The sequence below is a fragment of the Arthrobacter sp. SPG23 genome (assembly GCF_000876655.1).
Taxonomy (GTDB): Bacteria; Actinomycetota; Actinomycetes; order Actinomycetales; family Micrococcaceae; genus Arthrobacter.
Genome location: NZ_JYCN01000004.1, coordinates 138595 through 161609, shown reverse-complemented (window position 1 = coordinate 161609; position 23015 = coordinate 138595). Strand labels below are relative to the sequence as shown.

Sequence of the window (23015 nt, the reverse complement as noted above, 5' to 3'; positions counted from 1 at the left end):
GCTCCGTAACCGCCCTTTTGAACCCTCAGAACGGCAGTTACGGAGCAATCGTTGCTTAACGCCCGGGCCGCCAACCGGCTTGGACTAGCGCGGTACGTATTTTGGATACTGCCGGCTTCGCTTTGTTGACCATGTGGCGGTTGGAGATCCGGACTTCGGTCCAGCCAAGGGCCACGTAGCGCTCGGAACGGGCGATATCCCGGACCACCTGGCCTTCCTCACCGTGATGCTCGCCCTCGTACTCGATTCCGACTTTGTACTTCGGGTACGAAAGGTCCGGCTCATGATGGTGGCGACCATCGTCGCCGATGATGGGCACGTTCAGCTCTGGTTCCGGCAGCCCAGCCCTGACCACTGCCAACCGAAGGAGCGTCTCCTGCGGCGAGTCGGAGCCCACCCTGATGAGTTTTATGGCTTCCTTTGCCCTGCGCAATCCGCGCTTTCCCTTGTGCCTGTCAATCATCCGCTGAAGGTCAGCCACGCTGCATAGCGGCGTGTCCCGGTCCTCAAAGGCTGCCCGCGGAATCCGAACACAGCTGTCCCCCATGGTCACAAGCTCATCCACCGACAGCATTTCTGCCATGTCCAGCCAGGTCCGCTCCGGAGTGGTCACGGAAATCCCGTCGACTGTGGTGACCTCGTCGCTGAACAGCTTCATCCGGTGCACGATGACATGCGGTCGGTTCAGGTGCGCCTCGCCCTCAGGCCTGATGACATGAAACATATCCTGCGATCCCTTCTGCTGACGTCGCGGCAGCACGAGGAGTTCCGCCGCCGTGAGGTGCGATGCGGCGCATCGCTCGTTGACCTCAATGAAGGGCCGCACCCTGATACACAAGGGGAGCTCCGCCGTCGGGCTTTCCGCCCGGATCCCCTTGCCGAGGCGCGTCAACGATCCGTGCCGCAGCCGTTTGGGTGATACTCCTGCCCGCGCCGCCTCGGCAACGGTGAAGGGTCGGGCTTGGAGTCCATGCGGCAACTGGCGTGCGGTCTTCATTGGTTCATCAGACCAGAGCGGCGATGGACGTGCAGAAGTTATCCACAAGATCCCATCGATTGCTCCGTAACGGCCGTTCTGGGGTCCCAGAAGGGCCCGTACGGAGCAATCGATGAATCAGTCGTCGCTGCGGAGCTCCCGCTGACGGGCGCTGAGGAGTTCCATTTCGGGGCGGTTGGCCACGAAGCGTTCGACGGCGGTGAGCACCTCCACGAGGTGCGCCCGGTCGGCTGCCACGAGGCCCGCGCCCAGCTGCGTCCGCCGGTATTGTTCGTGGTCCCCCACTTCGGCCACGGAAACCTCGAAGCGCCGCTTCAGCTCCGCGAGCAGCGGCCGCACCACGGATCGCTTCTCCTTGAGGCTGTGCACATCGCCCAGAAGGATGTCGAACTCAATCCATCCGATCCACATGCCATAAGCCTATCGATTGCTCCGTAACCGCCGTTTTGAGGGCTCAAAAGGGCCGTTACGGAGCAATCGACGGGGGGTGGACAGGATCAGATGGTGAGTTCGCCCATGCGGTCCCAGCCGTCGCCGTCGAGCTGGCGGCTGATGATGCGCGGCGTCTCGGCGAGGGCCTGCGGCATATCAGCCATGGCCTTCTGGAAGTGTGCGCTGTTGACGTGGTCGCCGGCGGCATCGTCCTTGAAGGCTTCCACGAGGACAAACTCGTTGGGGTCCTCCACGCTGCGGGACCAGTCGAACCACAGGTTGCCGGGCTCCTGCCGGGTCGCTGTGGTGAAGTCCTCCACCAGGCCCAGCCACTTTTCCGACCAGTCCGGCTTGACCTTGAACTTGACGACAATGAAGATCACGGGGTTATGCCTTTCGTTGTTTTTCTATGCCGGGCCCGGCCGCGAGGGATTGCTGGCACTCCTCAATCGCTTCACGGGCCCATTCCTGCTGCTGGGGAGTTCCGACGCGTTCCGCCCACTGCTCGGCCAGCTGGAACTCCACCAATGCTTCGGTGAAGCGCCCGGCCTGGTGCAGCGTCCAGCCCAGGTTGTTGTGCAACGAGACCATCCAGCGCCTGGTCCGCGGATCATGCACCGTGGAAGCATACTCGAGGGCGCTGCGGGTCCAGGACTCGGCGTGCTCCGGATCGGCGATGGCCAGCATGTGCAGCGCGTCGACGGCGAGGAATTCCTCACTGAGGTGGTCTGCCAGTTCGGCGGCCTGTTCAAACAGCGGCACGGCCATCGCGGCGTGCCCGCTGGAGTTCAGCAGGCGGCCCCGTTCCAGGAGCACGCGGACGGCCACGGTGGGCTCATCGGCGTCGATCGCGTCCAGCAGGGCATCGGCTTCCTCGTAGCGGCCCTGCAGCCCGATGGCCCGCCCCACCTGGGTGGCGAGCTCGGCCTGCTCGTCGGCGTCGTATTTTTCGTCTTCCGCTGCCGTGCGGAAACGGGATTCCGATCCGGCGGGATCATCGAAGTTCCACAATTGGTCAAGGGTTTTCTGTTCCAGCATCCACCTGCTCCTGATCAGCTTTCACCTGCGGCCAGTTCGTGCGCACTCCCAATGTATCGGGAAGTGACGTGTCTTTGTGCGCGTGCTGTGACGGCGCTGCCCGCCGCGTAAAACCAGTTGGCGGGCCGGCTGAAGGCAGTGATCTTCAGGAATACCCTCCCCCGGTTGTCCAGTTCCACTTCAAAGGCTTCCTCGCCCCGCACCGGATGGCCGGGCAGGGTCCCGTAACCGAAACCTGCGCTTTGCGGCCCGTCGCCGGGCACCGGCCGGCGTACCCATACCACCTCGCAGGGCGCGTTGATCCGGAAAGGTCCTACGCCGAATCCGCTCACCACGCGGGCGCCGGGCACCACGACGTCGGAGTCGGCGCGGACCCGAAGCCCGGACCGTTTCTGCAGCCGCCAGGCCAGGATCCCGTGGGCCACCCTCCGGTACAGTGCCGCCCCCTCGCCGAGGTAGGCCTGGGTCACCACGCAGGGGACGCCATCCGGCGTCCGTCCGTGTTCGGTGGTACCAATACCCGGGTAATTCAGGGTGCCTCGGGCAAGGCGGCGGTTACGTTTCATGTTCCTTCTTCCCTGGCGAGCCCGGCCCATCCCAGCTGTTCACGCTGCTTCCGGCTTAGCATGGCCACCACCAGGTCGTAGGAGTCCTCCACCATGTCCCGGATCATGTCATCCGGCAGCGTTCCGTCCAGCCGGACCCCGTTCCAGTGCGTCTTGTTCATGTGCCAGGCGCCGGTGATTTCCGGATGGATGGCCCGGAGCTGTTCGGCCAGCGCAGGCTCGCACTTGAGGCTCACCGACCAGTCAGCCGGATCCATCGCGGACGCGGCAAACATTTTGGCTTCGTGCCGAGACCCGCCCGTCACGGCCGCCCTCACCTTGAAGACGGAGGTTTCCGGGCCGAACGGAAAGTCCTCGAAGGCGCCGGGGAAGCTCAGGCAGATCTTCCGGAGGGTGTGGACGTCCATAGCACGAGCCTATCCGGCTGCACCGCATCCCGCAGGGGCTAGATGCCCACGCGCCACCCTTCGCGGGCAGGGCACGAGTTGACCACCACGTCCAGTCCGGCGGCCTTCGCGCGCTCCACGGCGGCGTCGTCGAACACGCCAAGCTGCAACCACACTGCCTTGGCTCCCATGGCGATGGCCTGGTCTATGACGGGCCCCACCTTGTGGGAGTTCACGAAGCAGTCCACGACGTCGATCGGGTGCTTTTCCGCAGGGATGTCCGCCAGGGAGCGGTATCCCTTCTCCCCGTGCACGTCATCACCGGGGAGATTGACCGGAATGATTTCCATGCCCATCCGGTCGCGGATATATAAGGAGACGTCATACGCCGAGCGCCACTCGTTGGTTGTGAGGCCGACGATTGCCCACGTGCCTTTGGTTCGCATGAGTCGGTCAATGACTGCCGGATCGTTAACGTGGGCCATGCATCTACCTTACTCCTGCGGCATTTCGGGATAATCCCCGAATAAATGAATGAACTGCGAGAAAACCTCCGGCAATGAACGAATATTACAGCGCGGAAGGCGCGGATTTTGTGAAATCGTGCATTTCGGTTCTAGTAGGTAGTGACCATCCCGAGCGGCCGAGAGACCTGGATCGATGAAGCCGCAGCAACCCCCGGTGACGTGAGACGACCATTCCCACGAAGCCATTCCTCCGCTTTCTGATGGAACCAGAGGAACTAAGGGTGCTACTGCCAGGACCGATGGAGTGCTGCAATGACCCCAGAGATTTCTTCCGCCCTGCCCACCCTTGCCCGGATTCCGTCCGAGGCAACCCCACAAACCACTTCGGACGCGACGGCGAACGAAGCAGGGCTGCGTGACGCGCCCGGCTCCTCTCGTGGCTCTTCGGGATGGTCCCTGACCGAGCCCACGGACGGCGCAGTGCACGGCGTCCCCATTGACGGACCGGCGCGTCACCGCAGTACCACCAACGTTGCCTTCTGGGAAGAACAGGCCCTCCGCCTCGACTGGGCAGAGCCCGACGCCGGCGCCCGCAGCGGCAAGCCCTGGCACACCGCGCACCGGCGCGTGGCGGCTGACCTCGACGCCGGCACCGGACCGGACATCACCTGGTTCGAGGGCGGCAAGCTCAACGTCGCCTACAACTGCGCGGACCGCCACGTTGCCGCCGGCCGCGGAGACAAGGTGGCGCTGCACTTCGAGGGCGAGCCGGGCGACCGGCGCGCCATCACTTACGCCGAACTGCAGCGCGAAGTGTCCAAGGCCGCCAATGCCCTGCTCGCACTGGGCATCACCAAGGGCGACCGGGTGGTCATCTACCTGCCGGTCATCCCCGAAACAGTCATCATCACCCTCGCGGTGGCCCGCATCGGCGCCATCCACTCCCTGGTGTTCGGCGGGTTTTCCGCCGAGGCGCTGAAATTCCGGGTGGAGGACACCCGGGCCAAGCTCCTGGTCACCACGGACGGACAGTTCCGCCGGGGCGTGGCAGTCCCGGTCAAGGACAACGCAGATGCCGCCGTTGCCGGGGAAAACGCCGTCGAGCACGTCCTGGTGGTCAACCGCACCACCCCTGCGGACCAGCTGGCGACGGTCCCCATGACTGAAGGCCGCGACGTCTGGTGGCACGACGCCGTCGGGCAGGCCTCCGACGTGCACGAACCGGAAGCGTTCGACGCCGAGACTCCCCTCTTCATCATGTACACCTCCGGAACCACGGGGAAGCCCAAGGGCCTGGTGCACACTTCGGGCGGCTACCTGACGCAGGCGTCCTGGAGCTTCGAGCACCTGTTCAGCAATCCTGACCCGGCGCTCCGGGACCAGGACGTGCACTGGTGCACCGCGGACCTGGCCTGGGTCACCGCGCACACCTACGAGATCTACGGTCCGCTCTCCAACGGCGTCACGCAGGTGATCTTCGAGGGCACGCCGAACACGCCGCATCCGGGCCGGCACTTCGAGATCATCGAGCGCTACGGCGTGACGCAGTACTACACCGCTCCCACCCTGGTGCGCTCGCTCATGGGCTGGTTCCCGGACGGAGTACCGGACAGCTACGACCTCTCCTCCATCCGGATGCTCGGCACCGTGGGCGAAGCGGTGAACCCGGAGGCCTGGCGCTGGCTGCGGCAGAACGTCGGCGCCGGCACCGCGCCGGTGGTGGACACGTGGTGGCAGTCCGAGACGGGCGCCACCATCCTCTCCCCCGCACCGACGGACACCGAGTTCAAGCCGGGCTGCGCGGCCCGCCCCCTGCCCGGCGTCAGCACCCGGATCGTGGACGACGCCGGCAACACCGTGCCGCCGGGCGTCCAGGGATTCATCGTGGTGGACACCCCCGGACCCGCGATTGCCCGCACCGTCTGGGGCAACCCGCAGCGCTACTTCGATTCATACTGGCGCAAATACGCGGCGCAGGGCTGGTTCCTGGCCGGGGACGGCGCCAAATACGACGACGACGGCGACATCTGGATCCTGGGGCGGGTGGATGACACCCTCAACGTCTCCGGACACCTGCTCTCGACGATCGAAATCGAATCGGCCCTCGTCTCCCACCCGGACGTGGTGGAAGCCGGTGTCTGCCCGGTGGCTGACCCCAAGACCGGCCACGCCATCGTCGCGTTCGTGGTGCTGAAGGGCGGGGTTTCGACGGGCTCAACCACCGAGGAACTACGGAACCACGTCGCGAAGGAGATCGGTCCGATCGCCAAGCCGCGCGACGTCGTCGTGGTTCCCGACGTGCCCAAGACGCGGAGCGGCAAGATCATGCGCCGGCTGCTCACCCAGCTTTTCGAGGGAACCACCCTCGGCGACACCACTTCACTGCAGAACGAACCGGCAATCGCCGGCATTCAGGAAGCCTTGGATGGCTACACCGCCCCCCTCATTGGGCAGAAGCAGTCCACCCTCAACGGACAGAAGTAAAGGAACAATCATGAACGACATCAGCAGCGTTGCCCGTCTTTCCGAGCCGCTCAAGTTTGCCTACTGGGTGCCGAACGTTTCCGGCGGCCTGGTGGTCTCCACCATCGAACAGCGGACGAGCTGGGACTTCGACTACAACAAGAAGCTGGCCCGGATCGCCGAGGATTCAGGCTTCGAATACGCCCTGACGCAGACCCGGTACGCAGCTTCCTACGGTGCGGACAAGCAGCACGAGGCCACGTCCTTCAGCCTGGCGCTGCTGGCGGCCACGGAGCGGCTGAAGGTCATTTCGGCCGTCCACCCGGGAATGTGGCACCCGGGCGTGCTGGCCAAGTACATCATCACCGCGGACCACATCTCCAACGGCCGTGCCGCCGTCAACATCGTCTCCGGCTGGCTCAAGAACGAGTTCACCAACTTCGGCCTGGAATGGCTGGAGCACGACGAACGCTACGTCCGCACCGAGGAGTTCATCAGGGTCCTCCGCGGCCTGTGGACCGAGCAGGAGTACAGCCAGTCCGGCAAGTACTACAACATCACCGACTTCACCCTGAACCCGGCCCCGGTTGCTGTTCCGGGCCGCGCGCACCCCGAGATCTTCTTCGGCGGCAACTCCACCGCGGCGCAGGCCACCGCCGGCCGCGTGGCCGACTGGTACTTCTCCAACGGGAAGGACCTGGAGGGCTTCAAGGAGAACATCGCGGGGGTGGTTGCTGCCGCAGGAGAAAGTGGGCGCGGCACGGATGGCTCGCTCCCGGCCGCTTTGCCCTCCGCTTTGTCCGCCCCGCGGTTTGGCCTCAACGGCTTCGTGATCGCCCGCGATTCCGAGAAGGAAGCCCGGGACACCCTCCGTGAGATCGTGGAGAAGGCGCACAAGCCCGCCGTCGAGGGCTTCCGCGAAGCGGTCCAGGAGGCCGGGGCGTCCACGAAGGACGGCAAGGGCATGTGGGCCGACTCGAGCTTCGAGGACCTGGTCCAGTACAACGACGGCTTCAAGACCCAGCTGATCGGCACGCCGGAACAGATCGCGGAGCGGATCGTGGAATACAAGAAGATCGGCGTGAACCTTTTTCTCACCGGCTACCTGCACTTCCAGGAGGAAGTTGCCGCGTTCGGCCAGGACATCCTGCCGATCGTCCGCGAACTCGAAGCGGACCTCGCCCGCAGGAACGGCACGGAACTGGACCTGTCCGGCACCCCTGTGGCTTCGGCAAGCTCCACCACCGGGCTGGTGGCCGTCTGATGGCTGACCGCAAGTTCGGCTTCCGCACCCGCGCCCTGCACGCCGGCGGCACCCCCGACGCCGAGCACGGCGCCCGCGCCGTGCCGATCTACCAGACCACCTCCTTCGTGTTCAAGGACACCCAGGATGCCGCCAACCTCTTCGCGCTGCAGAAGTACGGCAACATCTACTCCCGGATCGGCAACCCCACGGTGGCCGCATTCGAGGAGCGGATCGCGTCCCTGGAGGGCGGCATCGGCGCCGTTGCCACGTCATCCGGCATGGCCGCGGAGTTCATCACGTTCGCCGCGCTCACCCAGTCCGGCGACCATATCGTCGCGGCCTCCCAGCTCTACGGCGGCACGGTGACCCAGCTCGATGTCACGCTGCGCCGCTTCGGGGTGGACACCACGTTCGTTCCCGGCACTGACCCGGCGGACTACGCCGCCGCAGTCCGCGACAACACCAAGGCGATCTTCGTGGAGGTGGTGGCCAACCCGTCGTCGGAGGTGCAGGACCTGGAGGGGCTGGCAAAGGTGGCGCACGACGCCGGCATCCCCCTCGTGGTCGATGCCACCTTGAGCACGCCGTACCTCGTGCGGCCGATCGAACACGGGGCGGACATCGTGATCCACTCGGCCACCAAGTTCCTCGGCGGGCACGGCACCACCCTCGGCGGCGTCATCGTCGAAAGCGGCCGCTTCAACTGGGGCAACGGCAAGTTCCCCACCATGACCGAACCGGTGGCCTCCTACGGCAACGTCTCCTGGTGGGGCAACTTCGGCGAGTACGGGTTCCTGACCAAGCTCCGCTGCGAGCAGCTGCGCGACATCGGACCCGCGCTCTCTCCGCAGTCCGCGTTCCAGCTGCTGCAGGGCGTGGAAACCCTTCCGCAGCGCCTGGACGAACACCTGAAGAACGCCCAGGCCGTGGCCGAATGGCTTGAAGCGGACGAGCGCGTGGCCTACGTGAACTTCTCCGGGCTGCCGTCCCACCCGCACTTCGAGCGGGCGCAGAAGTACCTGCCCCTGGGTCCGGGCTCGGTGTTCTCCTTCGGCGTCAAGGGCGGCCGCGCGGCCGGGCAGAAGTTCATCGAGGCGCTCCAGCTGGCCTCGCACCTGGCCAACGTCGGCGATTCGCGTACCCTTGTGATCCACCCCGGCTCCACCACCCACCAGCAGCTGAGCCCGGCCCAGCTCGAGTCCGCGGGCGTGCCGGAAGACCTGGTCAGGATTTCCGTCGGGCTCGAGGACATTGAGGACATTCTGTGGGACCTCGACCAGGCCCTGGATGCAGCGTCTTCGTCGGTGGTTGAGCCTGTCGAAACCGTCACTGTCGAAACCTGCACGATCGGAGCAAACGCATGAGCGCTGCAGAAACCAGGACCTGGGAGGGTCCTACCGCGCCGGAGCGGCTGGCCCTACTCCGCCAGGCGAAGTCCATCGCCATTGTGGGCGCCTCGGACAAGCCCTCCCGGGCCAGCTATTTCGTGGCCACCTACTTGCAGTCCTCCACCCGCTATAAGGTGTACTTCGTGAACCCGGTGGTCAAGGAAATCCTGGGCCAGCCCACCTATGCGTCGCTTGCCGACCTGCCGGAGAGCCCCGACATCGTGGACGTCTTCCGCAAGCACGACGACCTTCCCGGCGTCCTGGACGAGGCCATCGAGGCCGGCGCCAAGACGCTGTGGCTGCAGCTTGGTTCGTGGCATGAGGACGTGGCGAAGGAAGCGGAAGCTGCCGGGCTCGACGTCGTCATGGACCGCTGCGTCAAGATCGAGCACGCACGCTTCCACGGCGGACTCCACCTCGCCGGCTTCGACACGGGGGTTATCTCCTCCAAGCGGCAGGTCCTGGCCTAGCCAAAGCCTGTTCAGCCCGAACGGACACTTGAGGCCCCGCCTTGCGGGGCCTCAAGTGTCCGTTCGCGCTTGGTGGGGGCGGCCCGGGCTACGGCCGGAACTTCTTCAGCCAGCGGTTGACAGGTTCGACGGCGGAACCCAGCGCCGAGTCCACTGAGGCCGCCCCGGATTCGCCCTTCTGAGGGTTGTTGCCGCGGTGCCCGGTGCTGTCTGCTTCCGGCTCGGTGGCGGCCTTTTCGGAGGGCGCGTCGGTCTTTTGCGGGGCGACCGGCCTGGAATGTTCCTCCGAGGCGGCTTCGCCCCCGTTGCCGCCGGGCGTCCCGCCGCCCGGCTTCCCGGTCTGGTCGTTGGCGGCATCCGCTCCGGGAGCCCGGTCGGGAGCTTTGGCGGCCGGAGCGGCCGGCGAACCGGGGGCTGTCGCCGGCACCTCGTCGTCCGAGGGCTCTCGGTCTTCGAACGGTGTCACCGGGTCTGCGGGCTCGCCTGCACCTGGCGGAGCCGCCTGGTCACGCTGCAGGAAGAGCGGCGACTTCCACGCCATGGGCCCGCCCTGGTTCGACGCACCCGGTCCGACGGGAAGCTTCCAGTCCGGGGCCCAGTCCGTCGTCAGCTCTTGGATGGACCACAGCCCGGAACCCTCTGCTGCTCCCTGGCTGGTTGCGGCAACACCGCTGACTCCGAGGCCCATGCCGGCCAGGACTGCAAAGCCCACCAGCGTGGGGCGGTGCCGGCGCAGCCACCGCTTCCGGGTCAGTTCATCCCGGGGCCCGGCCAGCATGGCGGCAAGCTCAGGGCCCGGACCAGGAACCTGCATCTGCGCCAGCGAGGCTATGGACAAAAGGGCGGCCCTCAGCTCGGGCACGTCCGTGTGGCCACTGTCGAGCAGAAGCCCGTCAACGGTCCCGGCAGAAACCTCATCCCTGGTTGTCATGGCGCCACGTAGTCCTTTACGGCCGAATGTTCACGGAGTCTGTCCAAAGCACGTCGCTGAAGCTGTTTTACGGCTCCGGCGCTTTTCCCCATGATTTCGGCCACTTGCTCAACGGTGAGATCTGCGATGATCCGGAGGGTCAGGACCTCCTTCTGGTCCTCTCCCAGCACGTCAAGCAGTTCCAGCACCTCCCCCGGCGCCACCAGCAGCATTGCCCCGGCTTCAGCCGAGGCGGCTTCCCGCCGGTCAAGATCGGGTTCGAAAGGCTGCTTCGGGGGCGTCCGGCTTTGCCTTCGGTGATCGTCAACCATCCGCGCATGGGCCACCGAGAACAGGAACGTCCGAAGCCCGCTGGCACCGCCGCTGATAGTGGCTATCCGGGGCAGGACCGCCAGGAAGACGTCCTGCATGGTGGCCTCCGGGTCCTCGACGCCCCGGGCGGTCAGGTATCCCAGTACCTGCGACGCATAACTCCGATAGACCAGGTTGAACAACTCGCCATCGCGGCCCTTGAGGGCCATCAATGAGGCGTCGGTCAGTGCTTCGGTCACGGACGGATGGCTTTCGTTCAAGGGAGATGGCTACATCATTCTATGGCCATGATGTGGCGGCCGGGCTGTGTCCCGCTCCGTAACTTTACCCCGGGTAACCCAAGGAAAGCCGCCGGAAACCGCGCACTCCTGGGCCGGCTTGCTGCTGAACCGGCTTCGGACACAAAAGGGCCGGGCTGGAACATGATGGGGGCAGTTCCAGCCCGGCTCTCTGTTTGCAGTCAAGCGCCGGGTACGAACCTGATGGGGGACAACTTCGAACCCGGCGCTTTCATACTGGTAATCGTCGCGGGGCCGCCGGGGGTTACGCGAAATCCCAAAAACTTTAAAGAAACTTTTCAGCGGCCCAGCCCTCCCCGACGCCGCCAGCGTTCCGACGACACGGTCAGGCGGGCAGGACGCGGTGTCGGCATCCACTATTCACTCAGTGTATAGATTGAAGCGTGAACAACTCCCTCACGCTGCTGGGTCTCCTGAGCCGCCAAGCGAGCTACGGCTACGACCTGAAGCACTCCTATGACCGCTACTTCGGAACCGGAAAGGCGTTGGCCTTCGGCCAGGTCTATTCCACACTGGCCCGCATGGTCCGTGACGAGCTGATCCGCGCCCTGGGCGAGGAAACCGGCGGCGGCCCGGACCGCAAGAAGTACGAGATCACCGTGGCTGGCCAGGACACGGTCCGTGAGTGGCTTTTCACTCCCGACGTTCCCTCGGAGACCCTGCAAAGCAACCTCTTTGCCAAGACCGTGATCGCTTTGCTCACCGACGACGACGCCGACCGCTTGCTCGACGTACAGCGGGCGGAACACATGGCCCGCATGCGTCAACTCACCCGCCTCAAGCAGGACTCGGACCTGTTGCATGTGCTGATGTGCGACCACGGCCTGTTTCACATCGAAGCCGACCTTCGCTGGATAGAACTCACCAGCGCCCGCCTGACCCAACTCAAGAAGGAGCTCCTGAGCGCATGAGTACGATTGGCGCCGCTTCACCCGTCCTCAGCGCCCGCGGGCTGCACCACTCCTTCGGGCAGACCCGGGCACTGCGCGGGATCGACCTCGACGTTCATCGCGGCGAAGTGCTCGCCGTGATGGGCCCCTCGGGATCCGGCAAGTCAACGCTGCTGCACTGCCTGGCAGGCGTCCTCGTGCCGAACAGCGGCACAGTGACCTACACTCCGCCAAAACGGCAGACGCCGCTGGAAATCAATGCCCTCGCTGAACCTAAAAGGGCCAAACTGCGGCTGACCGACTTCGGATTCGTCTTCCAGTTCGGCCAGCTCCTGCCGGAGCTCACGGCAATGGACAACGTCAGCCTCCCCCTGCTCCTGGGCGGGACCAAGCGCTCGGAGGCCGCGCGACGGTCAACCGACCTGCTGGACCGCCTCGGACTCAACGGGCTGGGCGCCAAGCTGCCCGGCGAACTGTCGGGCGGGCAGGCCCAGCGCGTCGCCGTTGCCCGGGCTTTGGTGAGCTCCCCTGCCGTTTTGTTCGCCGATGAGCCCACGGGTTCCCTGGATTCCCTCGCCGCCGAAAACGTTCTGACACTCATGCTCGAACTCGTCCGGGAAGCGGGAACGACAGTCGTCATCATCACCCACGACGCACGCACCGCCGCGTACGCCGACCGGGAGGTCATCGTGCGCGACGGCGCAATCGGCGCAGGCTACCGGGTGTCCCCATGAATCCCGGGTTGCTCCGGCTGGCAGTCGCCGGCAGCCGGTCCGCCTACGGAAGGCTGGCCGGCATCGCGGGAGGGGTCGCCGTCGGAGTATGCCTGCTGCTGTTGCTCTGGGGTGGCGCCAACGGCCTCAGCGCACGCGATGACCGAGGTGCCTGGTTGCGGGAAGCCGGCCAGCCCTCCGTGGCCGTTCCCCTCATGACGGGCGATCCGGCCTCTTCGGCCCCGGCAACACCCGTGCCTTTGACGGCGGACACGATGCTTATGACGGCGAACCCGGTGGAAGTGTTCCGCGACCAGCTGATCAACCGCCGCGACGTCGCGGCCCTGAGCCGGACCACCGTCACGATCCCGGGGATCGGCAGCCCGCCGAAGCCGGGCCAGTATTACGCTTCCCCGGCCCTCCAGCAGCTGATCGAGTCAACACCCCCGGATCAGCTTGGCGAACGTTTCGGCGAGTTCGCCGGCCCGATCGGCGATGCCGCCCTGCCCGGCCCGGATTCCCTGGTGGTGGTCGCGGGCGCCACGGAAGCCGAACTCCGCCGCAGTGGACGGGCGTCCCTCGTTTCCGGGTTCACTGCCGATCCCTACGGAGGCAGCGCAACCGCCTACAGCACGGTGCTGGTCATCGGCGCCCTTGCGGTGTTCTTCCCCGTGCTGCTGCTGATCAGCATTGTCACAGGCCTGGGCGCAGCCGAGCGCCGGGAGCGCTTCGCCACCCTGCGGCTCATCGGCGCATCGCCGCACGTGGTCTCACGCATTGCCGCCGCCGAAACCGCTGTCCCAAGCCTGGCCGGTGCGGTGCTGGGCGTTGTTTTGGCCGTGCTGTTGAGGCCCCTTGCCGCGCAAATACCGGTCAATGGCACCAGGATGTTCGAAGCTGACCTGGCCCCGGGCTGGATGGCTGCCACCGCCGTCGTCACCGCCGTGGTGGCGGCTTCCTCCGCGGTGGCGGGCTACCGTACCGCCCGGGCGGACGTCGGTCCCCTGGGGGTGACCCGCGCAGTCCACGAAAAAGCACCCACCATGCGGCGAACCGTGCCGCTGCTGACCGGGCTCGCCGCCATGATCGCGGCAGTCGTCATCATCCCGGGCGCGGAGTTGAACCTGCCGTGGATTGAAACACTGCTGCTCATCGGCGGTTTTGGGCTGGTTCTCGTGGGAATTGTGGTGATCGGCCCCTGGCTGACCTTGCTGGTCAGCATGATGGGGCTGCGCCTGGCGCGGACCGCATCGGCAGTCATTGCCGCCAGCCGGATCCGCAACACCCCGGTGGCCACCTTCCGCTCTGTTTCGGGGCTCGTTGTCGCGGTCTTCGTCGTCTCGGTCTTCGCAGGAGCATCCAGCATCGTCCAAACAACAGAGGCACCGCCGGCCCGCCCCGGTCTGCTCCAGCCCACCAGCCTCCATGCAACGGTTGCCGCCGGACAGACCCAGGTTCAGGTCTCGGACGTCGCACGCAAAATCAAGGAACTTCCCGGAATCCGGAGTGCCGCCGTCGGCTATGGTCCAGCGGCGCTCACCGAGACGGCTGCCGGCCCGGACATCTACCTTCCTGCCGTGGACGCCCCAGGGCTGGGCTTCGTGGATGTCCCCCATGCGGACACCGTCGTGGTCGATGCGTCATTCCTCCGCTACTGGACAACGCAGCCTCTGGCACTGACACCTGCGCCGGCCGCACAGCTGGACGGGCTGGTTCCAGTGGTGGTTGTGGTCGGCACCGACGGGACTCCCACGGCCATGGATCGCGCCCGTACAGCGCTGAACAGTTCGGGTGTCACGGCTATCCCGGTCACCGCCCCGATGGACGTCCAGCTGCAGTCCGGCACCCGGCTTATCCAGGGCCTGGCCGTGCTCGCCTACCTGGGTATGTTCGTGGCGGTCGCCATCGCGGGGCTGTCCCTGGCCGTCGCCACCGCCGCCGCCGTCCTGGACCGGAAGAGGGTTCTCGGCCTGATGCGGCTGATGGGAATGCCAGTCTCCGTCCTGCGCCGGATCATCGCGCGTGAGGCGGCCGTCCCACTTGTCACCGTGCTGCTGCTCTCGATCGGACTCGGGTTCCTCGTGGCCTGGTTGATGGTTACGGGAATCGACGACGCCTACCGGGTAACCTGGCCGGCGCCCGACTACTTCATAGCCCTTGGCCTCAGCCTGTTCCTTGCCCTCGGCGCAGTGACCGCAACGTTCAGCCTGGTCCGGGGCCACACGGCGATAACGGCGACCCGCTTCGAATAGGATCCGCGGCCCTGACGGGTCAGGGCGTTGGCCGGTCCGGGCGTTGGCCGTTAGCGGCCGGTCAGCGTCCCGTCAGCAGGCGGGAAAGGGCTGATGCCAGCTCTGCTGCGTCCGGTCCGAGGCGCTGCCCCGTCTCGCGTGCCCGGTCCATCCGGCCGATACGGAGATCAGAATCGACGAGCAACGCAACCAGCTCCAGCCGGCTGGCCCCCGCCATGGCGGCAGACGAGGCAAGGCTTTGGGCTGCCGCACTCGCCGCCTCAAGGTCGCCGCCGTCCAGTGCTCCGACAACGTTGTTTACCCTGGAAGGGAGCAGCACCAGGAAGAGATTCAGGAATTCAAGCAGCCGGCTTTGCGAGTGGATGTTCCCGGCGAGCTCCTGCACGCGCAGGGGGTCGAGGACCGGCGCCCGGTTAACGCGGGCACGGTACCGGCGCGGTCCCTGTTCCAGGACGGCGGAGCGCTCCGGCAGCCCTGGCTCCGGCACGGTCTTGTTCTTCGTTGACTTCAAGCTGAGACCCATGACGTCCATCCCCTCCCGTTAGCGGTCCGACGACTTGCCTGTGGGAAACCCCACTCCCAGCGCAGTGCCGGTGAAACCAAGATAGGGACAGCGGATCCGCCGGGTCACGAGTGTCCGGTACCCGAATCACACCCGGTATCACCTGCATCATGAGCATCGCTACGTATCCCGCGCGGGGTCGCCACGCAGGTCCCGATCCTGTAACGCTCCAGCGCCAGGGCTTACGTGCGGCAGGCGGGAGTGTCAGGATACGGGCATGAGCGAGGAAGTGATGGCCGTCCCTGCCGCCGGTCCGGCAGCGACCCCCAAACATGTGACCGGACTGATCGGTTCGCAGGGTTCCGCCGCGACGCGGGCCATGCGCGAACAGGCACGCCGCCGCCGCGATGCCGAAGCGAAACTGCAGCAGCACCTGCTGCAGACCCGCAGCAGGCAGTCCCCCGGCTAGCCGGTAACCACACGGACATACTCCACTAACGACGACGGCGGCGGGCCACCTTTCCGGGTGACCCGCCGCCGTCGGACGTCAGTAGGTGTCAGTCAAGAATCAGGTCGTTGACCACGATGGTCTGGTCGCGGTCCGGACCGACGCCGATCGCCGAGAAGCGCGTGCCGGACAGCTTCTCAAGGGCCAGCACGTAGTTCTTGGCGTTCTCCGGGAGGTCCTCCAGGGTGCGCGCACCGGTGATGTCCTCGGTCCAGCCCTCGAAGTACTCGAAGATCGGCTTGGCGTGGTGGAACTCGGTCTGGGTCATCGGCATTTCGTCGTGCCGGACGCCGTCCACATCGTAGGCCACGCACACCGGGATCTGCTCGATGCCCGTCAGCACGTCCAGCTTGGTGACGAAGTAGTCCGTGAAGCCGTTGACGCGGGAGGCGTGGCGCGCCAGCACGGCGTCGTACCAGCCGCAGCGGCGCGGGCGGCCGGTGTTGACGCCGAACTCGCCGCCGGTCTTCTGCAGGTACATGCCCATGTCGTCGAACAGTTCCGTGGGGAACGGCCCGGCGCCCACACGGGTGGTGTACGCCTTGATGATGCCGATGGAGCGCGAGATCCGGGTGGGGCCGATGCCGGAGCCCACCGAGGCGCCGCCGGCGGTCGGGTTGGAGGAGGTGACGAACGGGTAGGTGCCGTGGTCCACATCCAGGAAGGTGGCCTGGCCGCCCTCCATGAGGACCACCTTGCCCTCATCCAGTGCCTTGTTCAGGACGAACGTGCTGTCGATGACCAGCGGGCGCAGGCGTTCGGCGAAGGAGAGGAAGTAGCTGACGATCTCCTCCACCTCGATGTCACGGCGGTTGTACACCTTGACGAGGAGTTCGTTCTTCTGGCGCAGCGAGCCTTCCACCTTCTGGCGGAGGATGGACTCGTCGAAGACGTCCTGGACGCGGATGCCCAGACGGGCCACCTTGTCCATGTACGCCGGGCCGATGCCGCGGCCCGTGGTCCCGATGGCGCGGCTGCCCAGGAACCGCTCCGTGACCTTGTCCAGCACCTGGTGGTAGGGCGCCACGAGGTGGGCGTTGGCGGAGACGCGGAGCTTGGAGGTGTCCGCACCGCGGGCCTCAAGGCCGTCGATTTCCTGGAACAGGGCTTCAAGGTTCACCACGCAGCCATTGCCGATGATCGGGACTGCGTTCGGGCTCAGGATACCGGCAGGAAGGAGCTTGAGCTCATACTTCTCACCGCCCACGACGACGGTGTGCCCGGCGTTGTTGCCGCCGTTCGGCTTGACCACGTAGTCGACGCGGCCGCCAAGCAGGTCAGTGGCCTTACCTTTGCCTTCGTCGCCCCATTGGGCTCCGACGATCACGATTGCTGGCATGGGATCCTCCCCCATTCGTTCGGGCCGGACCGCAGCCGGTTCACCGAAGTGACCCGCCAGGGACAGCGCCGTTCATGAGAATGCCCCGAATTCCACTGCCGCGCCTGTCCGGCCAACTGACCGCCACGCACAACGCAAGAGTTCCGGGGCTCTTACCACCCAAGTTTAGCCGATACGAGTGACAAGCACCGCTTTCGCCCTCCACCGGAGCGGCTTCACACCCGGTTCACAGCGTGGCAGCGATTTGCGGAAACTTCCCCGGATGGAATTAAGTGAGCAGCTAGTACCAGGACCGTTGGAGAGGACCACCGCAGTGCCTTTGAACACCGACCACATCCGCGTCACCCATGCAGGCTCGTTGCCCCGCACTCCGGAACTGATAGCTGCCAACGAGGCCAAGGAATCCGGCGGTATCACCCCGGAATTCCTGGAGCTCCTGGAAACCTCCGTGGTGGACGTGGTCCAGCGGCAGAAGGACCTGGGCATCGACATCCCCAACGACGGGGAGTACGGCCACGCCATGGCCAGCTCCGTGGACTACGGCGCCTGGTGGAACTACTCCTTCTCCCGGCTCGGCGGCCTGGAGCCCACCAACGTTGACCGCTGGGCCGACGCCGAGGTGCACCGTTCCTCACCCGGCAACATCGTGCTGACATCGTTTCCGGACCGGCGGGACCGGCAGAAGTTCAACGACGCCTACAACGACCCTTCGTCCGGGATCCTGGCCCACCGCAAGAGCGTCGCCCAGCCCAAAATCGCCGGCCCGCTGACATACACCGGCCAGGACCTGGTGGCCTCGGACATCACCAACCTGAAGAAGGGCCTGGCCGCTGCCGGGCTGGCCGAGGGCTTCGTGGCGTCCCTCTCCCCCGGATCCTGCGCCCGCGTGGCCAACGAGTACTACGCATCCGACGAAGAGCTCGTCTACGCCTGCGCCGACGCCATGCGCGAGGAGTACAAGGCAATCATCGACGCCGGACTCACCGTCCAGCTGGATGATCCGTCCCTGGCCGAAAGCTGGGACCAGATCAACCCCGAGCCAAGCCTGGAGGACTACCTGAAGTTCATCCAGCTTCGTATCGAGGCCACCAACTGGGCGCTGCGGGACCTCCCCCAGGACCAGATCCGGCTGCACGTCTGCTGGGGCTCCTGGCACGGCCCGCACACCACCGACATCCCCTTCGCGGACATTATCGATTCAGTGCTCCAGGTCAACGCCGGAGCCTACTCCTTCGAAGCTGCCAACGTGCGGCACGAACATGAGTGGCGGGTCTGGGAGGACACCAAGCTCCCCGAGGGCAAGATCATCATCCCGGGCGTCGTCTCGCACGCCACCAACGTGGTGGAGCACCCCGACCTCGTTGCGGACAGGATCGTCCGGTTCGCCGACCTCGTGGGGCGCGAGAACGTCATCGCCTCCACTGACTGCGGCCTGGGCGGCCGCGTCCACCCGCAGATCGCCCTGGCCAAGCTGGAGTCCCTGGGCGAAGGCGCACGCCGCGCCACCAAGCGGCTATGGTGACGTCCTAGGGACTTTTCCCGAACCTTGAGGCCCCGTGTGCCGGGCCTGCCAGCAACGGCAGGCCCGGCATTTCGCTGGGCTTGATAGACTGATAAAGATCGATCAGGAATCGGTCCACTCACCACATTTTCAAACCACACCGTATCCGGCGTGCCCGTAATTGGCATGCCCGTATCCGGTGCGGCAGCGTCACCGATCCCCGCAGGAGACACAGCAATACATGACAGCCCTGGCTACTGAATCTTTCCGCGAGCAGCTTCTGAGCCGCCGTTACGAACCCAACGTCGCAGTTGTCAATGAGCTGTGCGACACCTTCCAGAGCCTCAAGCCGGACACCGTGGTCCCCTATGTGGACCCGATGCACGACGTCGACGAGTGCCGCATCATCAGCCTGTACTCCAACATCGGCACCGCCGACGAATCCGGCTTCATCACCGCCGGCGACACCGAAGCGGCCACCCGCATGCTCGGCGTGCAGTGGAAACTGGGCCTCCGCCCCGAATTCGTCATGCCCTGGAACGTCCACCCGTGGCACATCCCCGGCGAGCCCAACGGCAAGTTCACCCCGGACCAGATTTCGGCAGGCCTCAAGCCGCTCCTGAAGTTCCTTGCGCTGGTGCCCCGCGCCTCCGTGATCGTGGCCCACGGCACTGAGGCCAACCGCCTCGCCCAGCTGCTGCTCAAGACCGAGGTGCCGCTGCTGTGGCGCCGGGGCCTGAAGACCTACAAGGTCCGCTCACTGAGCGGCCGCGCCTTCGCCGGAACCGAGGCCCGCCAGCAGCAGTACCTCGACGAAATGCACGTTGCGTACGCCGACGCCATGGCCCGTACCGGCCTCACCAAGGCGAACTAACAGCCTGAAGCACAGACGACGGCGGCTCCCCACCCGGAAAGGTGGGGAGCCGCCGTCGTTAACCCGGTTATTTGCCTTCGATGGCCGCCCTGGCGGTGGGGTCGGAGTCATTGAGGAACTTCTCAATGCGTTCCGGCTCCTCCGCCTCGCCGATGGCCGAGGACGCACGGCCCAGCGCGTACAGCGCGCGGAGGAAGCCGCGGTTGGGCTCGTGTTCCCACGGGATGGGTCCCACGCCGCGCCAACCGTTGCGCCGCAGCGAGTCCAGGCCGCGGTGGTAGCCAACGCGGGCGTATGCGTAGGACTCGATGACCCTGCCCTCATCCCAGGCTTCCTCCGCGAGGATCGCCCACAGGAGCGAGGACGTGGGGTGCTTCGCCACAAGGTCCACCGCCTCCTGGCCGAGGGCCAGGTGCTGGTAGATCTCGGACTCCGCGGGCAGGAGCGTGGGCTCGGGGCCCATGAGGTTCCTGCGGAACTCGTCGGACATGATTAGAACGTCTTTCCGGCCGAGCCGAGCTGCTTGGTTGCTTCAACAACGCGGGCAGCCAGTCCGGCTTCAGCGGAGGCGCCCCAGACGCGCGGGTCGTAGGTCTTCTTGTTGCCCACTTCGCCGTCAACCTTCAGCACGCCGTCGTAGTTCTTGAACATGTGGTCCGCCACGGGACGCGTGTAGGCGTACTGGGTGTCGGTGTCGATGTTCATCTTGATGGTTCCGTAGGAAACGGCATCCGCGATTTCCTGGTCCGAGGAACCGGAGCCGCCGTGGAAGACGAGGTCGAACGGGTTTTCCTTGCCGATCTTGGCGCCGACCTGGGCCTGGATGTCCTTGAGGATTTCCGGGCGCAGCTTCACGCCGCCGGGCTTGTACACGCCGTGCACGTTGCCGAAGGTCAGGGCGGTGATGTAGCGGCCGTTCTCGCCGGCACCGAGGGCATCGATGGTGGCCAGGGCGTCTTCCACCGTGGTGTAGAGCTTGTCGTTGATGGCGTTCTCGACGCCGTCTTCCTCGCCGCCCACCGTGCCGATCTCCACCTCAAGGATCATCCTGGCGGCAGCGGTGCGCTCCAGCAGTTCACGGGCGATGCGCAGGTTTTCCTGCAGGGTCTCCGCGGAGCCGTCCCACATGTGCGAGTTGAAGAGCGGGTTGCGTCCGGCCTTGACCTCGGCCTCGGAGGCCGCCAGCAGCGGCAGGACAAAGCCGTCCAGCTTGTCCTTGGGGCAGTGGTCGGTGTGCAGCGCGATGTTGACGCCGTAGTTCTTGGCGACCTCGCGGGCGAATGCGGCGAAGCCGAGCGAGCCGGCAACCATGTCCTTGGTGGACGCGCCGGACCAGTAGGCAGCGCCGCCGGTGGACACCTGGACGATACCGTCCGACTCTGCTTCGGCGAAGCCGCGCAGGGCAGCGTTCAGCGTCTGCGAGGACGTGACGTTGACGGCCGGGAAAGCGAAGCCGCCCGCCTTTGCGCGGTCGATCATCTCGGAGTAGATCTCTGGGGTTGCAATGGGCATGCTGACTCCTAAAGTGAATTTCGTCTACGGGTTGTGTTGACCCTGGAGTGAACCTCGTCGGCTAGCACCCATCCTAGCCATTTCTGCGCGGGGGCAGTGTTTCGGGTCACTGGCCGGGTAACACTTTGCCCTGCGCCCGCCCGAGGTGGCACTTCGCGGCAGTGTTTCGCGCCACCACTGCCGCGAAATGTCATCTCGGGTGCCAGCCACGGCTTTCCAGCGCGGCACGGACTTTACGTACGACGGCGGGATGGTCCCCTGTGAGGTCGTCTTTGGACACGCGGACCTCGAGCCAGCCGTGCTCGCGCGTCAGGGATTCGCGGCGGATATCCCTCCGGTATTGCTCGGCACCGCCATGGCCGGCGCCGTCGTACTGGATCGAGATACGCCACTCTACGTACGCCGCATCGGGCCACAGCACCGGGGCGCCGTGCACGCCCCACAGCACGTGGTTCAGTTCCGGTTCGGGCAGCCCCGCCCTGACCAAGGCCAGACGCATCATGGTTTCAGGCTGCGAGTCGGCCCCGACGCGGATCAACTCCAGGGCAGCCCTCGCCGACCGGATTCCCCTGGCGCCGGGATGGTCTGCAACCATGTTCCGCAACTCCGCCTCGGTACACAGTGGTTCGCGGGGCGCCGGGAACTCCGGGCCGTGGAAGCAGACCAAGGAATCCCCTGCGATGACAAGTTCATCCACGCCGGCCATGGAAGCCAAGTCCAGCCAGGTCCTGGCAGGCGAGGTGAGGCGGACGCCGTCGTACTCCACGAGCTCGCCGGGGAGGAAATTCAACAGGTGCCCCACCACGTTGACCCGGCGGGGCATGCTGAATCCGGGCCGACGGGACAGGTGGACCCGCCAGTCATCCTCCAGCCGCCATGCCAAGACCACGCGCCAGACACGGGCGGCGGACACGTGGGTCAGGGCAGAAGAGTCGTCCAGTTCGGTGTAGGCCCGCAACGCCGCGGCACCCTTGGCATCGGATCCGAGGTGGACACGGATCCCCCTGGAAACTGTGGCCAGGTCCTTGGCTTCCGTGCGCGTCCTGCTGACGCCGGCCTTGTCCGACATGCGAAGGGAGAACGAGCCGGCCGTCAGGTGTTCGGGAAGCGGGGCCCTGTGCATCCCCAAATTCTTCCCGATGGCGGGCCCGCCGGGGAGGGTTATCCACAGGCAGCCGTCCTGAACAGCACCGAGATGGCAGTTCGCGGCAATGTTCGACGCCGGCACTGCCGTGAAGTGCCATCTCGGCGAGGGAGTTAGACGTGCTGGCTGAACACGTGCCGGCGGATCCAGGCGTGCATGGCGATGGCCGCAGCCGACGCCGCGTTGATGGACCGGGTGGAGCCGAACTGTTCGATCGACAGCGTATCCAGGGCGGCCTCATGGACCTCCGGGGTCAGCCCCGGGCCTTCCTGGCCGAACACCAGGACGCAGTTTTTCGGGAGGTCATAGGTTTCCAGGGGCACGGAATCGGGGAAGATGTCGATCCCGATGATCGCCAGCCCCTCCCCCTGCGCCCATGCCACGAAGTCCTCCACCGTGGGGTGGTGGCGGACGTGCTGGTAGCGGTCGGTGACCATGGCTCCGCGGCGGTTCCACCGGCGTCGTCCGATGATGTGGACTTCCTTGGCGAGGAAGGCGTTGGCCGTGCGGACCACGGTGCCGATGTTGAGGTCGTGCTGCCAGTTTTCGATCGCGATGTGGAAGTCGTGGCGCTTGGAGTCAAGGTCCGCCACGATGGCCTCGTGCTTCCAGTACCGGTACTTGTCCACCACGTTGCGCCGGTCCCCGTCGGCGAGCAGGTCCGGGTCCCAGTGCCCGCCTTCAGGGAGCTCACCTTCCCAGGGCCCGACGCCGACCTCCGCCTTGGGTTCCGGTTCCTCCTCGGGCGGGGAAACGGGCAGGGCTGGGGTCCGGGGTTCAGTCAC

At 65.9% G+C, this 23015-nt stretch carries 25 protein-coding genes; 10 read left to right on the top strand and 15 right to left on the bottom strand.

The annotated features are described in order from the left end of the window. Positions 1 to 55: 55 nt before the first annotated feature. The 7 genes from TV39_RS02455 to TV39_RS02425 form a co-directional block, all read right to left on the bottom strand. Positions 56 to 997 carry a type IV toxin-antitoxin system AbiEi family antitoxin domain-containing protein gene (locus TV39_RS02455; protein WP_043477829.1) on the bottom strand — a complete coding sequence of 314 codons (942 nt, stop codon included), beginning with the start codon at positions 995 to 997 and terminating at the stop codon, positions 56 to 58. A 117-nt stretch (positions 998 to 1114) separates the two neighbouring features. Beyond that, a complete protein-coding gene (locus TV39_RS02450; RefSeq protein ID WP_043477826.1) occupies positions 1115 to 1408 on the bottom strand; it encodes a DUF503 domain-containing protein in 294 nt (97 codons plus the stop codon). Between the two features lie 86 nt (positions 1409 to 1494). Further along, a complete protein-coding gene (locus TV39_RS02445) occupies positions 1495 to 1812 on the bottom strand; it encodes a putative quinol monooxygenase (RefSeq protein WP_043477823.1) in 318 nt (105 codons plus the stop codon). 4 nt (positions 1813 to 1816) lie between these two features. Further along, positions 1817 to 2467: a hypothetical protein gene (locus tag TV39_RS02440; RefSeq protein WP_043477820.1), complete on the bottom strand. Its 651-nt coding sequence runs from the start codon at positions 2465 to 2467 to the stop codon at positions 1817 to 1819. Between the two features lie 14 nt (positions 2468 to 2481). Continuing rightward, positions 2482 to 3033: a DUF1990 family protein gene (locus tag TV39_RS02435; RefSeq protein ID WP_043477817.1), complete on the bottom strand. Its 552-nt coding sequence runs from the start codon at positions 3031 to 3033 to the stop codon at positions 2482 to 2484. Then, positions 3030 to 3440 carry an MmcQ/YjbR family DNA-binding protein gene (locus TV39_RS02430; RefSeq protein WP_043477814.1) on the bottom strand — a complete coding sequence of 137 codons (411 nt, stop codon included), beginning with the start codon at positions 3438 to 3440 and terminating at the stop codon, positions 3030 to 3032. Before TV39_RS02430 ends, TV39_RS02435 begins: the two co-directional genes overlap by 4 nt. A 38-nt stretch (positions 3441 to 3478) precedes the next feature. Further along, positions 3479 to 3904, bottom strand: a complete 426-nt coding sequence (locus TV39_RS02425; RefSeq protein ID WP_043477811.1) for a CoA-binding protein — start codon at positions 3902 to 3904, stop codon at positions 3479 to 3481. 294 nt (positions 3905 to 4198) lie between these two features. On the opposite strand from TV39_RS02425, the gene acs reads away from it, so the two are divergent. From acs to TV39_RS02405, 4 genes are read left to right on the top strand one after another with little or no spacing between them, the layout of a single operon-like run. Beyond that, the gene (gene acs, locus TV39_RS02420) at positions 4199 to 6370 is read left to right on the top strand and encodes an acetate--CoA ligase (protein ID WP_235347253.1); all 2172 of its coding nucleotides are present in this window, start codon (positions 4199 to 4201) and stop codon (positions 6368 to 6370) included. 10 nt (positions 6371 to 6380) lie between these two features. After that, positions 6381 to 7613, top strand: coding sequence for a dimethylsulfone monooxygenase SfnG (gene sfnG / locus TV39_RS02415; protein WP_043477808.1), 1233 nt, complete (start codon positions 6381 to 6383; stop codon positions 7611 to 7613). After that, the gene (locus TV39_RS02410) at positions 7613 to 8959 is read left to right on the top strand and encodes an O-acetylhomoserine aminocarboxypropyltransferase/cysteine synthase family protein (RefSeq protein ID WP_043477805.1); all 1347 of its coding nucleotides are present in this window, start codon (positions 7613 to 7615) and stop codon (positions 8957 to 8959) included. The genes sfnG and TV39_RS02410 overlap by 1 nt, the downstream gene beginning before the upstream one ends. Next, positions 8956 to 9453 (top strand): CoA-binding protein, encoded by a 498-nt coding sequence (locus TV39_RS02405; protein ID WP_043477803.1) that lies wholly within the window; start codon positions 8956 to 8958, stop codon positions 9451 to 9453. The genes TV39_RS02410 and TV39_RS02405 overlap by 4 nt, the downstream gene beginning before the upstream one ends. An 88-nt stretch (positions 9454 to 9541) precedes the next feature. Here TV39_RS02405 and TV39_RS21290 read toward each other — a convergent pair whose 3' ends face one another. Further along, entirely contained in the window at positions 9542 to 10384 is an 843-nt protein-coding gene (locus TV39_RS21290; RefSeq protein WP_052500465.1) for a hypothetical protein, read from the bottom strand. Beyond that, on the bottom strand, positions 10381 to 10935 hold the full coding sequence (locus TV39_RS02395; RefSeq protein WP_011690396.1) for an RNA polymerase sigma factor: 555 nt from the start codon (positions 10933 to 10935) through the stop codon (positions 10381 to 10383). The genes TV39_RS21290 and TV39_RS02395 overlap by 4 nt, the downstream gene beginning before the upstream one ends. A gap of 443 nt (positions 10936 to 11378) precedes the next feature. On the opposite strand from TV39_RS02395, the gene TV39_RS02390 reads away from it, so the two are divergent. Genes TV39_RS02390 through TV39_RS02380 form a run of 3 tightly spaced genes read left to right on the top strand, consistent with a single transcriptional unit; the run spans position 11379 to position 14850 of the window. Then, positions 11379 to 11906 (top strand): PadR family transcriptional regulator, encoded by a 528-nt coding sequence (locus TV39_RS02390; RefSeq protein ID WP_043477800.1) that lies wholly within the window; start codon positions 11379 to 11381, stop codon positions 11904 to 11906. Continuing rightward, on the top strand, positions 11903 to 12619 hold the full coding sequence (locus tag TV39_RS02385; RefSeq protein ID WP_043477797.1) for an ABC transporter ATP-binding protein: 717 nt from the start codon (positions 11903 to 11905) through the stop codon (positions 12617 to 12619). The genes TV39_RS02390 and TV39_RS02385 overlap by 4 nt, the downstream gene beginning before the upstream one ends. Continuing rightward, positions 12616 to 14850 carry an FtsX-like permease family protein gene (locus TV39_RS02380; protein ID WP_043477794.1) on the top strand — a complete coding sequence of 745 codons (2235 nt, stop codon included), beginning with the start codon at positions 12616 to 12618 and terminating at the stop codon, positions 14848 to 14850. Before TV39_RS02385 ends, TV39_RS02380 begins: the two co-directional genes overlap by 4 nt. 61 nt (positions 14851 to 14911) lie before the next feature. Here the strand turns inward: TV39_RS02380 and TV39_RS02375 are convergent, their stop codons facing one another. Further along, the gene (locus TV39_RS02375; RefSeq protein WP_160292476.1) at positions 14912 to 15373 is read right to left on the bottom strand and encodes an Hpt domain-containing protein; all 462 of its coding nucleotides are present in this window, start codon (positions 15371 to 15373) and stop codon (positions 14912 to 14914) included. A 256-nt stretch (positions 15374 to 15629) separates the two neighbouring features. Here TV39_RS02375 and TV39_RS02370 point away from each other — a divergent pair, with 256 nt between their 5' ends. Next, complete coding sequence (locus tag TV39_RS02370; RefSeq protein ID WP_043477787.1) at positions 15630 to 15821, top strand: hypothetical protein; 192 nt, start codon at positions 15630 to 15632, stop codon at positions 15819 to 15821. A gap of 88 nt (positions 15822 to 15909) precedes the next feature. On the opposite strand, the gene TV39_RS02365 is transcribed toward TV39_RS02370, so the two are convergent. Continuing rightward, complete coding sequence (locus tag TV39_RS02365) at positions 15910 to 17199, bottom strand: adenylosuccinate synthase (protein ID WP_043477785.1); 1290 nt, start codon at positions 17197 to 17199, stop codon at positions 15910 to 15912. Between the two features lie 313 nt (positions 17200 to 17512). On the opposite strand from TV39_RS02365, the gene TV39_RS02360 reads away from it, so the two are divergent. Next, complete coding sequence (locus TV39_RS02360; protein ID WP_043477962.1) at positions 17513 to 18721, top strand: cobalamin-independent methionine synthase II family protein; 1209 nt, start codon at positions 17513 to 17515, stop codon at positions 18719 to 18721. A gap of 220 nt (positions 18722 to 18941) precedes the next feature. Then, positions 18942 to 19574, top strand: a complete 633-nt coding sequence (locus TV39_RS02355) for a uracil-DNA glycosylase (RefSeq protein ID WP_043477781.1) — start codon at positions 18942 to 18944, stop codon at positions 19572 to 19574. Between the two features lie 67 nt (positions 19575 to 19641). Here TV39_RS02355 and TV39_RS02350 read toward each other — a convergent pair whose 3' ends face one another. The 4 genes from TV39_RS02350 to TV39_RS02335 all read right to left on the bottom strand — a co-directional run bounded on the left by TV39_RS02350 (position 19642) and on the right by TV39_RS02335 (position 23015). After that, positions 19642 to 20064 carry a DUF3151 domain-containing protein gene (locus tag TV39_RS02350; protein ID WP_043477778.1) on the bottom strand — a complete coding sequence of 141 codons (423 nt, stop codon included), beginning with the start codon at positions 20062 to 20064 and terminating at the stop codon, positions 19642 to 19644. Between the two features lie 2 nt (positions 20065 to 20066). Beyond that, positions 20067 to 21086: a class II fructose-bisphosphate aldolase gene (gene fbaA / locus TV39_RS02345; protein WP_043477775.1), complete on the bottom strand. Its 1020-nt coding sequence runs from the start codon at positions 21084 to 21086 to the stop codon at positions 20067 to 20069. Between the two features lie 190 nt (positions 21087 to 21276). Then, positions 21277 to 22209 (bottom strand): hypothetical protein, encoded by a 933-nt coding sequence (locus tag TV39_RS02340; protein WP_043477772.1) that lies wholly within the window; start codon positions 22207 to 22209, stop codon positions 21277 to 21279. 134 nt (positions 22210 to 22343) lie between these two features. Next, positions 22344 to 23015, bottom strand: a complete 672-nt coding sequence (locus TV39_RS02335; protein ID WP_043477769.1) for a TrmH family RNA methyltransferase — start codon at positions 23013 to 23015, stop codon at positions 22344 to 22346.

Coding starts and splice junctions, on each gene's coding strand:
- TV39_RS02355 (WP_043477781.1), top strand. CDS start 18,942: ATGACAGCCCTGGCTACTGAATCTTTCCGCGAGCAGCTTCTGAGCCGC.
- TV39_RS02385 (WP_043477797.1), top strand. CDS start 11,903: ATGAGTACGATTGGCGCCGCTTCACCCGTCCTCAGCGCCCGCGGGCTG.
- TV39_RS02375 (WP_160292476.1), bottom strand. CDS start 15,373: ATGGGTCTCAGCTTGAAGTCAACGAAGAACAAGACCGTGCCGGAGCCA.
- TV39_RS02405 (WP_043477803.1), top strand. CDS start 8,956: ATGAGCGCTGCAGAAACCAGGACCTGGGAGGGTCCTACCGCGCCGGAG.
- TV39_RS02365 (WP_043477785.1), bottom strand. CDS start 17,199: ATGCCAGCAATCGTGATCGTCGGAGCCCAATGGGGCGACGAAGGCAAA.
- TV39_RS02440 (WP_043477820.1), bottom strand. CDS start 2,467: ATGCTGGAACAGAAAACCCTTGACCAATTGTGGAACTTCGATGATCCC.
- TV39_RS02380 (WP_043477794.1), top strand. CDS start 12,616: ATGAATCCCGGGTTGCTCCGGCTGGCAGTCGCCGGCAGCCGGTCCGCC.
- TV39_RS02450 (WP_043477826.1), bottom strand. CDS start 1,408: ATGTGGATCGGATGGATTGAGTTCGACATCCTTCTGGGCGATGTGCAC.
- TV39_RS02455 (WP_043477829.1), bottom strand. CDS start 997: ATGAAGACCGCACGCCAGTTGCCGCATGGACTCCAAGCCCGACCCTTC.
- TV39_RS02435 (WP_043477817.1), bottom strand. CDS start 3,033: ATGAAACGTAACCGCCGCCTTGCCCGAGGCACCCTGAATTACCCGGGT.
- TV39_RS02370 (WP_043477787.1), top strand. CDS start 15,630: ATGAGCGAGGAAGTGATGGCCGTCCCTGCCGCCGGTCCGGCAGCGACC.
- TV39_RS21290 (WP_052500465.1), bottom strand. CDS start 10,384: ATGACAACCAGGGATGAGGTTTCTGCCGGGACCGTTGACGGGCTTCTG.
- acs (WP_235347253.1), top strand. CDS start 4,199: ATGACCCCAGAGATTTCTTCCGCCCTGCCCACCCTTGCCCGGATTCCG.
- TV39_RS02425 (WP_043477811.1), bottom strand. CDS start 3,904: ATGGCCCACGTTAACGATCCGGCAGTCATTGACCGACTCATGCGAACC.
- fbaA (WP_043477775.1), bottom strand. CDS start 21,086: ATGCCCATTGCAACCCCAGAGATCTACTCCGAGATGATCGACCGCGCA.
- TV39_RS02350 (WP_043477778.1), bottom strand. CDS start 20,064: ATGTCCGACGAGTTCCGCAGGAACCTCATGGGCCCCGAGCCCACGCTC.
- TV39_RS02410 (WP_043477805.1), top strand. CDS start 7,613: ATGGCTGACCGCAAGTTCGGCTTCCGCACCCGCGCCCTGCACGCCGGC.
- sfnG (WP_043477808.1), top strand. CDS start 6,381: ATGAACGACATCAGCAGCGTTGCCCGTCTTTCCGAGCCGCTCAAGTTT.
- TV39_RS02430 (WP_043477814.1), bottom strand. CDS start 3,440: ATGGACGTCCACACCCTCCGGAAGATCTGCCTGAGCTTCCCCGGCGCC.
- TV39_RS02340 (WP_043477772.1), bottom strand. CDS start 22,209: ATGCACAGGGCCCCGCTTCCCGAACACCTGACGGCCGGCTCGTTCTCC.